The organism is Methylobacterium hispanicum, assembly GCF_022179285.1.
Classification (GTDB): Bacteria; Pseudomonadota; Alphaproteobacteria; order Rhizobiales; family Beijerinckiaceae; genus Methylobacterium; species Methylobacterium hispanicum.
Window position 1 is genome coordinate 98,456 of sequence record NZ_BPQO01000025.1, and the last position, 8,136, is coordinate 106,591.

General features: G+C 72.2%; 7 protein-coding genes. 5 read left to right on the forward strand and 2 right to left on the reverse strand.

Translation table 11 applies throughout. The annotated features are described in order from the left end of the window. Positions 1–38: 38 nt before the first annotated feature. Positions 39–1,679, reverse strand: coding sequence for an inorganic phosphate transporter (locus tag MFF56_RS24010; protein ID WP_066926498.1), 1,641 nt, complete (start codon positions 1,677–1,679; stop codon positions 39–41). A gap of 358 nt (positions 1,680–2,037) precedes the next feature. On the opposite strand from MFF56_RS24010, the gene MFF56_RS24015 reads away from it, so the two are divergent. After that, positions 2,038–3,051, forward strand: a complete 1,014-nt coding sequence (locus tag MFF56_RS24015; RefSeq protein WP_066926500.1) for a zinc-dependent alcohol dehydrogenase family protein — start codon at positions 2,038–2,040, stop codon at positions 3,049–3,051. Positions 3,052–3,085: 34 nt separating this feature from the next. After that, complete coding sequence (locus MFF56_RS24020; protein WP_066926502.1) at positions 3,086–3,634, forward strand: formaldehyde-activating enzyme; 549 nt, start codon at positions 3,086–3,088, stop codon at positions 3,632–3,634. 64 nt (positions 3,635–3,698) lie between these two features. On the opposite strand, the gene MFF56_RS24025 is transcribed toward MFF56_RS24020, so the two are convergent. Further along, complete coding sequence (locus MFF56_RS24025; protein WP_066926504.1) at positions 3,699–4,871, reverse strand: zinc-dependent alcohol dehydrogenase; 1,173 nt, start codon at positions 4,869–4,871, stop codon at positions 3,699–3,701. A gap of 373 nt (positions 4,872–5,244) precedes the next feature. Between MFF56_RS24025 and MFF56_RS24030 the strand changes: the two genes are divergently transcribed. From MFF56_RS24030 to MFF56_RS24040, 3 genes are all read left to right on the forward strand, one after another. Next, a complete protein-coding gene (locus tag MFF56_RS24030) occupies positions 5,245–5,748 on the forward strand; it encodes a phospholipase A2 family protein (RefSeq protein WP_066926513.1) in 504 nt (167 codons plus the stop codon). Between the two features lie 158 nt (positions 5,749–5,906). Beyond that, positions 5,907–7,079 carry a zinc-dependent alcohol dehydrogenase gene (locus MFF56_RS24035; protein ID WP_066926506.1) on the forward strand — a complete coding sequence of 391 codons (1,173 nt, stop codon included), beginning with the start codon at positions 5,907–5,909 and terminating at the stop codon, positions 7,077–7,079. Between the two features lie 58 nt (positions 7,080–7,137). Next, on the forward strand, positions 7,138–7,707 hold the full coding sequence (locus tag MFF56_RS24040) for a cyclase dehydrase (protein WP_066926507.1): 570 nt from the start codon (positions 7,138–7,140) through the stop codon (positions 7,705–7,707). Positions 7,708–8,136: the final 429 nt, after the last annotated feature.

Here is an 8,136-nt window from a genome sequence, read left to right on the forward strand (position 1 = left end):
GCCGGGCCGGCCGCCCGGCGATGGATCAAGGGACGGCGTCAGAACGCCTGCCGCAAGATCACGAACAGCGTGCCGGCGAGGAGCATCGCGGCCGGCAGGGTGAGGAGCCACGCGAGCGCGAGGTTGCGCACGGTGGCGAGCTGGAGTCCCGTGCCGTTGGCCGCCATGGTGCCCGCCACGCCCGACGACAGGATGTGGGTGGTCGAGACCGGCAGGCCGTAGCCCTCGGCCAGCCCGATCGTGCCCGCGGCGACGATCTCGGCCGAGGCGCCCTGCGCGTAGGTGAGGTGCTGCTTGCCGATGCGCTCGCCCACCGTGATCACGATGCGCTTCCAGCCGACCATCGTGCCCAGGCCCAGCGCCAGGGCGACGCAGACCTTGACCCAGGCGGGGATGTAGCGCGTGCCGGCGTCGAGCAGGTCGGTGTAGCCCTTCATGACCGTCGCTTCCTCCTCCGGGAAGATTTCGGCCTTCGTCAGCCGGTGGATCGCCTCGGAGGCGAGGTACATGTCGTTGCGCAGGTTCGACGTCGCGGCGGCGGGCACGCGGCGCAGCGCGCCGTAGCCCTCGACCTTCTCGGCGATGTCGTCCGACAGGGTGCCGAGCGCGGCGAAGACCGCCGGCCGGTCCAGTGCCTTCGTCCTCAGCGCCTCGCCGATCGCGGCGCGGGCCGCGCCGGGCTCGGGCCGCTCCGCCCCCGCAGTGCGGGGGGCGAGGATACCGGAGGCGGACCGCGAGGCCTGCACGAAGGCGGGGGTGTCGGCCTCCGTCATGGTGCGGTTCAGGGCGTAGGCGGTCGGCGCCGCCCCGATCAGGATGAGCATGATCAGGCCCATGCCCTTCTGCCCGTCGTTGCCGCCGTGGAAGAACGAGACCAGGGAGCAGGTCAGCACGAGCAGGCCCCGGATCGGGAGCGGGGGCGGCGTGTCGGCCTCCGGAGCCCGGTCGAGCGCGGGGCTGCGCACGACGCGCTTCAGGACGAGCAGCAGCAGGGCCGCCAGCACGAAGCCGCAGACCGGGCTGAAGGCCAGCGCCTTGAGCACCTCCAGGGCGTGGCCCCAATCGATGCCGGAGGTCCCGTCGTGCCCGCCGACGAGCTGGTTGGCGAGGCCGACGCCCAGCACCGAGCCGATCAGGGCGTGGGAGGAGGAGTTCGGCAGGCCGAGGGCCCAGGTGCCGAGGTTCCACACGATGGCGGCGGCGAGCAGCGCGAAGATCATCGCGTAGCCGGGACCCGAGCCGACCCGCAGCACCAGTTCCACCGGCAGCATGACGACGATGGCGTAGGCCACCGCGCCCGAGGAGAGCATCACGCCCAGGAAGTTGAAGGCCCCCGACCAGACCACCGCGACGTTGGGCGGCAGGGCGCGGGTGTAGATCACCGTGGCGACCGCGTTGGCCGTGTCGTGGAAGCCGTTCACGAACTCGAAGCCCAGCGCGATCAGCAGGGCGAGCCCGAGGAGCGCGAAGGCACCGAGGGCGAGCGGCTCCGCGTGCGCGGCGCTCATGTCGGCGATCAGGCTGTAGAGGGCGTAGCCGAGGCCCGCGATCACCGCGAGCAGGATGACGATGCCGTGGGCCGGATGGGTGGCGCGGTCGAGCCCGTGCCCGGACCGCTGCCCCGGGGGACCGGAGGCCGCGGCCGGGCCGCGCAGGATGTCGGACGTGCCGTCGGCCATGGGTCTCATCCGCGCGATAGGATTGTGATCCCAACCCTAGGGGGTGCCGGTGACGATCCGGTGACGGGCTGCCGTCCGCCCCGGTTCGGCGCGGCGGCCTCGCGCCTGATCGAGGCGGGGCCCCGGGCGACGCGGTGCAGCCCGCTTGTCCGGCGCCCGGCGCGCCGGTGGCGGCGCATCCGGCGGCCGCCGACGAAGCCCGGAACGCCGCGCCCCCCGATGCGCGGGAGGGGAGGCGGACGGGGAGGCACCGGATGATGGGGCGGAGGATGCTGGGGCGGAGGCTCGAACCGGCCCGGCGGCGTCCTAACTGCAGGCCCGAGCGCGCCCGGCGCGCCCGACCCATCGAGGAGGAGCCATGAAAGCCTTCGTCGTGCGCGCACCCGGCGGTCTCGACCGTCTGGAGATCGCGGAGCGGCCCGATCCGGGCGCGCCGGGGCCCGGCGAGATCCGGGTCGCGATCCGGGCGACCTCGCTCAACTACCACGACCTGCTGGTGGCCGCCGGCCACTGGCCCGCCGCGGACGGCCGGATCCTGATGTCGGACGGGGCGGGGATCGTCGAGGCGGTGGGGGCCGGCGTCGCCGAGTTCGCGCCGGGCGAGGCGGTCGTCTCCTGCTTCTTCCCGCAATGGCCGGACGGCCTGCCCCACGGGGCGGTCGGGGATTTCGCGGGCACGCCCGGCGACGGCATCGACGGCTTCGCGCTCACCCACGCGGTCCGCTCCGCCCAGGCCTTCACGCGCGCGCCGCGGGGCTGGGGCCACGCGGAGGCCGCGACGCTGACCACCGCCGGCCTCACCGCGTGGCGCGCCCTCGTGGCCGATGGCGGGCTGAAGGCCGGCGACACCGTGCTGGCGCTCGGCACCGGCGGCGTCGCGATCGCGGCCCTGCAGATCGCCAAGCTGATGGGCGCGGCCGTGGTCGTCACCTCCTCGTCCGATGCCAAGCTCGAGCGGGCGCGGGCGCTCGGCGCCGACCACACGATCAACTACCGCCAGCACCCGGACTGGGGGAAGCGGGCGCGCGACTGGACCGGCGGCCGTGGCATCGACCACGTGCTCGAACTCGGCGGCCCCGGCACCCTGGCGCAGTCGATCGAGGCGGTGCGGGTCGGCGGCCACATCGCGCTGATCGGCGTGCTCACCGGCCTCGCGGGCGACGTCCCGACGGCGGCGCTGATGGCCAAGCAGGCCCGCCTGCAAGGTCTGATCGTGGGCAGCCGCCGCCAGCAGCAGGACTACGTCGCGGCCCTCGATCAGGCGGAAATCCGCCCGGTGATCGACCGGACCTTCGGCTTCGACGAGCTGCCGGAGGCCTTCCGCTACCAAGAGGGCGCGGCGCATTTCAGCAAGATCTGCGCGGCGTGGTAGGCCGCGCCCCGTCCCCTGTCAGGAGCAACCCAGCATGAGCGATCGCATCATTCTCCGCGCCGGCGAGGCGCTGGTGGCGGGCGGCCCGCCCAACACCGCCTCCGAGCCCGAGGTCATCATCGGCGAACTCGACGGGCCGGTCGGCACGGCACTCGCCACGCTGACCGGCGATCAGGTGGTCGGTCACAGCCGCGTCTTCGCGCTCCTGAACACCGACATCATGGTGCGCCCGGTCACGCTCTGCGTCTCGAAGGTCAGCGTGACCGAGAGCAAGTATACCTCGATCCTGATGGGCACGGTGCAGTACGCCATCGCCAACGGCGTGCTCGACGCGGTGCGGGCGGGCTACATCCCGAAGGAGAAGGCCAACGACCTCGGCATCATCTGCTCGGTCTGGCTGAGCCCCGGCGTGATCCAGGCCGAGAGCGTTGACCACCGGGCCCTGTTCGAGATCCAGCGCAAGGGCATGACCGAGGCGATCCGCAAGGCGATGACGAACGAGCCCTCGATCGACTGGCTCCTCGAGAACCAGGACAAGATCGTGCACAAGTACTACCAGATGGGCCTCGACGGGAAGATCTGATCGTCGGCGCGCCGCCGGGGCGGCAGGTCCGCCCCGGCCTGTCTCCGCGCCCCGGCTTTCCGCCTCAGTTCGGGTGGAACACCACCTTCACGCAGCCGTCCTTCTTGTCCCGGAACGTCTTGTAGAGGTCCGGCCCGTCCGCGAGGTTCGTCGAGCGGTGGGTGATCAGCGAGGCGGTGTCGAACTTGCCCTCCTGGATCAGCTTGGTCAGTGGCTCGAGGTAGCGCTTCACGTGGGTCTGGCCGCTCTTGAGGGTCAGGCCCTTCTGCACGATCGAGCCCATGTTCACGGGGATCGGCCCGCCGTAGACGCCCGGCACCGAGACGATGCCGCAGGGCCGCACCGCCCGGATCGCCTCGGTCAGCGCGTAGGGCCGCTCGGTCGAGGTGAGCTTCTCCTGGATCGTCGAGAGCACGCTCGCCACGCCGTGGCCGGCGGATGCCTCCATGCCGACGCAGTCGATGACGCCGTCCGCGCCCTCGCCGCGGCTGATCTCCTGGATGCGCTCGAACACATCCTCCGATCCGAAGTCGATCACGTCGGTGGCGCCGTACGTCCGGGCCAGCGCCAGGCGCTCGGGCACCGTGTCGATGGCGATGATGCGCTCGGCGCCCATCACCTTGGCCGACTGGATCGCGAACAGGCCGACCGGCCCCGCGCCCCAGACCGCGATGATCTCGCCGCCCCGGATCTCGCAGTGCTCGGCCCCCTGCCAGCCCGTCGGCAGGATGTCGGTAAGGAAGAGGACCGACTCGTCGTCCATGCCGTCCGGCACCCGCATGGGCGCCACGTCGGCCATCGGCACGCGCACGTACTCGGCCTGTCCGCCCCAGTAGCCGCCGGTGAGGTGCGAGTACCCGAACAGCCCCGCCGTGGTGTAGCCGAACTGCTCGGCCGCCATCGCGGCGTTGCGGTTCGAGCGCTGGCAGACCGACCAGTTGCCGAGTTTGCACTGGCGGCATTCGCCGCAATTGATGTTGAAGGGCACGACGATGCGGTCGCCCTTCCGGAATTTGGTGTGGGCGGATCCGACCTCGACCACCTCGCCCATGAACTCGTGGCCGAGCACGTCGCCGGCCTTCATGGTCGGCATCTGGCCGTCCATGAGGTGCAGGTCCGAGCCGCAGATGGCGCAGGACGTGACCTTGATGATGACGTCGCGCCCGTCCTCGATCTGCGGGTCCGGCACCGTGTCGCAGCGGATGTCGCCCTTGCCGTGCCAGCACAGTGCCTTCATGGCGGATTCCTTGGATCTCGGGGGAGGCGAGGGGGCTCGCCGGGACGCGGGCGGCCTGGCGCACGGCACGTCCCATGGCGAAGCCCCCTCGTCGCCAAGCGGGGCGCCGCGGAAACTGTTCCCGCAAAGGGAAACGCGGACCTGCGGCGGATGGGCCGCCCGAGGTGCGGTTGGCCGGGAGGCCCGGGTGGAACCGCGGGGGCGGCCGCCGTGTTGGCCGGCACGATCCGGTGCGATGCACAACCGCCCGGCCGCGGCCTCGAGCGGCCGGCCCGTCCCGCACCGGGCCTGGGGGGGCACCCAGGCGTTCCGGGCGCGCCGCGCTGACAGCGCCTGCCGAAGACACGAAGGACACCAGCCCATGATCCGGCCCATGATCCGACCGCTCGTTCTGCTCACCCTCGCCCTCGGCGCGGCCTCGCCCGCCCTGGCGCAATCCGCCTCGCTGAGTGGCCCCCTCGGCGCCCCGCTGGGCAGCCACGGCCACGGGCCGACCATGCTGATCCACGGCAACTATTGCGGGCCCGGCAACAACGCGCCCCGGCCGCCGATCGACGCCCTCGACGCGGCCTGCGCCCGCCACGACGCCTGCACGCCGGACGGAGCCCTGCCGTCGCGAGCCTGCAACCTGCGTCTCGAGCGCGAGGCCGAGCTGATCTCCCGCGATCCGCGCCAGCCCGACGACCTGCGGGCGCTCGCCGGCCTGGTGGCGGCGGGCGCGGCGATCATGCCGGTGGATCCGGGCCTCGCGCGCCGTGGCGTCGCCGCTGCGCCGGCCGCCGCGCCGTCCGAGGTGCCCGTGGCGACCGGCAGCCTCGGCCCCACCGCCGCGGCTCCGTCGGCGGCCCTCGATCCGGACGAGGACGAGGCGGAGTGATGCGGGCTATCCGGCCCGCGATGCCCTGACCCTGCATGCGGCGCGGCTCCCGGGCCACGCCGCACGCACCGATTGCAGTTGGCCCGAAACGTGGCCGTACCTTCCCCGGTTCAGTCCTAGACGGCGCCGCGCGGGTGCGCCGACCCGGGAGGCGACCCATGAGAGCTCTGGTCTGGCACGGCACCCAGGACATTCGCTGCGAGACGGTGCCGGACCCGCAGATCGAGGACGATCGCGACGCCATCATCAAGGTGACGGTCTGCGCCATCTGCGGCTCGGACCTGCACCTCTACGATCACTTCATGCCCGGCATGCAGAGCGGCGACGTCATGGGCCACGAGTTCATGGGCGAGGTCGTCGAGACCGGCCGCGGCGTGAACGGCGCCCTGCGGAAGGGCGAGCGGGTCGTGATTCCGTTCACGATCATCTGCGGCGAGTGCGACCAGTGCAAGCGCGGCTTCTTCTCGGTCTGCGAGCGCTCGAACCGCAACAAGCACGTCGCCGCCAAGGCCTTCGGGCACACCACGGCCGGGCTGTTCGGCTACACCCACATCACCGGCGGCTATCCGGGCGGCCAGGCCGAGTACGTCCGGGTGCCCTTCGCCGACAGGACCCACATCAAGGTCCCGGATTCCCTCACCGACGAGCAGGTGCTGTTCCTCGGCGACATCTTCCCGACCGGCTGGCAGGCCGCCGTGCAGGCCGACATCCAGCCGACCGACACGGTCGCGATCTGGGGCGCCGGCCCCGTCGGCCAGATGGCCGTGCGCTCCGCCCTTCTGCTCGGCGCCCGGCAGGTGGTCTGCATCGACAGCGTCCCCGAGCGCCTCGACATGGCCCGCGCAGGCGGCGCGATCACGATCGACAACGGCCGCGAGAGCGTGGTCGAGCGCCTGAACGAGCTCACCGCCGGCAAGGGCCCGGAGAAGTGCATCGACGCGGTCGGCATGGAGGCGCACGCGCCCCGCGCCCTGGAGCACGCCTACGACCGGGTGAAGCAGGCGGTGATGCTGGAGAGCGACCGGCCCACGGTGCTGCGCGAGATGATCTACGTCTGCCGTCCGGCCGGCATCCTGTCGATCCCGGGCGTCTATGGCGGGCTCATCGACAAGGTGCCGATGGGCGCCCTGATGAACAAGGGCCTGACCATCCGCACCGGCCAGACCCACGTGAACCGCTGGACCGACGACCTCGTGCGCCGGATCGAGGCGGGCCAGATCGACCCGTCCTTCGTGATCACCCACCGGGCGAGCCTGGAGCAGGGGCCGGAGATGTACCGCACCTTCCGGGACAAGACGGACAATTGCATCAAGGTGGTGCTGCGGCCCTGAGGCGGCTCCCGCATCCCGCCCGCTTCGTCTGCCGAGAGGTCTTTCGAGAGGTCGCACCATGTCCGTTCCGTCCCGGCGCCGCAGCCGCTTCGCCTCCGATCCCCGGCGCAGGCCGGCCCCTGCCGCCGCGCAGTTCGCCCGCGGGCTGGGCTGGTTCTCGCTCGGCCTCGGCGTCACCGAACTCGCCTTCGGCGACGCGATCGCCCGGTGGCTCGGGATGCCGCGCTCGGGTCCGCTGATCCGGGCCTACGGCCTGCGCGAGATCGCGCAGGGCGCCGGCATCCTCGGCGCGCAGGATCCGACGCCGTGGATCTGCGCCCGGGTGGCCGGCGACGGGATCGACATCGCGAGCGTCCTGCCCGCGCTGGAGGGCGACAACCCGAACCGGGGCAACGCGATGGTTGCTCTGGCCTCTCTCGCCGGGGTGACCGTGGCCGATGTGCTGTGCGCCCAGGCCCTCATCGACGCACCCCGAATGCCGTCGGACGCGGTGCGCGCGGAGTACGGCCGCCGCAGCGGCTTCCCGCGGGCTGCAGCGGCGATGCGCGGGGCGGCCGCGGATTTCGAGCCCCCCGCCGACATCGTCGGCCCGGAGGCGATGCGGGCCTGGACGGCACCCGCGGCCTGACAGCCGCTCCTCGCGGACACTGACCCTCAGGTTACGGCGCATCCGGAGAAGAGAGGGGAGGGGAGGGCACTCTGAGAGCCCACGCCGCCTCCTTCGCACGACGTCGGCCCTTGGCGCCCGTCACAGGCCTGTTGCAGGTTTTTCGCGTGTTCGTCGCATCGGGTGTTGACGGGGCGGCTGGGCTTGCGTAGACAGCGCTCATCGGCGCCGGCCGCGAGAGCGGCCCGGGCGCCGACGCTTCTTCCGACAGTTCAGGCAGACGATCTGGCGCGAGCCGGGTGGTCCGCTGTCTTGTCGGCTGAGGGTGTCTGCTCCGACGATCCGGCCGCTTCGGCGGCCACGAGAGGCGGGGTTGACAGGGGATCCGGCGGGCTCTAAACGCCCTCCACCGCTGAGACGGACCTCTCCTAAGGGCAGGTCGGTAGCACG

Bases quoted from the DNA above. Each gene is read 5' to 3' on its own strand.
- MFF56_RS24010 (WP_066926498.1), bottom strand. From the start codon at position 1,679: ATGGCCGACGGCACGTCCGACATCCTGCGCGGCCCGGCCGCGGCCTCC.
- MFF56_RS24015 (WP_066926500.1), top strand. From the start codon at position 2,038: ATGAAAGCCTTCGTCGTGCGCGCACCCGGCGGTCTCGACCGTCTGGAG.
- MFF56_RS24020 (WP_066926502.1), top strand. From the start codon at position 3,086: ATGAGCGATCGCATCATTCTCCGCGCCGGCGAGGCGCTGGTGGCGGGC.
- MFF56_RS24025 (WP_066926504.1), bottom strand. From the start codon at position 4,871: ATGAAGGCACTGTGCTGGCACGGCAAGGGCGACATCCGCTGCGACACG.
- MFF56_RS24030 (WP_066926513.1), top strand. From the start codon at position 5,245: ATGATCCGACCGCTCGTTCTGCTCACCCTCGCCCTCGGCGCGGCCTCG.
- MFF56_RS24035 (WP_066926506.1), top strand. From the start codon at position 5,907: ATGAGAGCTCTGGTCTGGCACGGCACCCAGGACATTCGCTGCGAGACG.
- MFF56_RS24040 (WP_066926507.1), top strand. From the start codon at position 7,138: ATGTCCGTTCCGTCCCGGCGCCGCAGCCGCTTCGCCTCCGATCCCCGG.